Genomic DNA, 1,307 nt, shown 5'->3' with positions numbered 1-1,307 from the left:
ATTTGCTATTAGTATCTTTTTAAAAATATTTACAATTATTTTAATAGGTTATGCAATAAGTCTAATATTAATTTTTTATAATCACGAACTGCTTGCATAATTGCTTCTTTTTCTGATTTACTAAATTCATTTGCTTCTTCAAGCCAAATAATACATAAATCAGCACCATTTGCTCTTGCTATTCCTTTACCTAATACTTGCGATGAATTACTTTTTCTTGCTCCTTGTAATTTAATAAAACTACCATTAGGAAATGTTCAAGTTGGTTTATTAAACCTAGCATTATATTGATAATGACCGCCTTTTCATTTTTTAGTAGGATTAAGGATTAAACCAACTTTATCTAATGCATCTTGAATATCTTGTTGCATTTCAGCAGTATCAGCACTATTTAATCTAAAACCATATATTGCTATTTTTTTATCTTTATTTGTTAATACAACACAACTTAATAATGCTATTAATTCATCAATACTATATGTTTTACCCGCTTTACGACTACCTGCTAAATTAATCTCATATGCTATATATTCTTTATTTTCTAATAAACTAACTACTATCTCATTAAGATAACTATATTCATATAACATTGTCATTATATTTTTCTCCTATCTGTTATGTTAATTANTGGGGGAATATAGTTTATTTCAGTTTCATTTTCACGACCATAATACTGTGCATATACTGATACACCCCCTTAGTTTCGTTTAAGAGATGTAATTTTATATTATTTTCTAATATTCTTATTTTCATTTTAAGTTCATTAAATGCTAATAAATTACTGTCTTTTAAGGCATTATATTCATCTTCTTCTAAATTGCAAAAGATTAATAATGTTTCTTTTGTGGCAAGCTTGATATTATTTTCTTTACAATATTCATCAAATTTTGTTAATTTTTGCTTTATTTTTGTTAAATTTGCAATTATTTATCACTTTTTATCTACTTTTGCCATCTTTTTTACCTCTTTTTGTCATCACCATTCTACAAAAAAATATAAAAAAGTAAAATAAATTAAAAAAATACTTTTTAAAGTCTCTAATTTTAGTAATTTTTAAACAAGCGATTAAGGGCTAATAAATTTTATTTGTATTAAATTACATCACTATTTTACCATCATTTAACAGATTGTCAACAAAATTTTAATTTTTATTGTATAACTATTTTAATAGAAGGGGCTAGGTTTTCTTATGAAAAAAGAAAAGAAAAAATTTAAATATTTTAATTTAGTAGAAAGACATGATTTAAAAGAATATTTAGAATCCGAAAAATTTAAAAAGAAAAATGGCACACCTAATTATTCTAAAA

Annotated in this window: 1 protein-coding gene; it reads right to left on the bottom strand. The window is 23.4% G+C overall.

Annotation, left to right across the window (positions count from 1 at the left end; translation table 4 throughout):
- Positions 1-35: 35 nt before the first annotated feature.
- Complete coding sequence (locus EHU54_RS05835) at positions 36-596, bottom strand: hypothetical protein (RefSeq protein ID WP_400249455.1); 561 nt, start codon at positions 594-596, stop codon at positions 36-38.
- Positions 597-1,307: the final 711 nt, after the last annotated feature.

This window comes from Spiroplasma sp. ald, from assembly GCF_044714355.1.
GTDB lineage: Bacteria > Bacillota_I > Bacilli_A > Mycoplasmatales > Mycoplasmataceae > Spiroplasma > Spiroplasma phoeniceum.
Note: the sequence above shows the minus strand (reverse complement) of the source record. Positions and strands in the feature narration are given on the sequence as shown.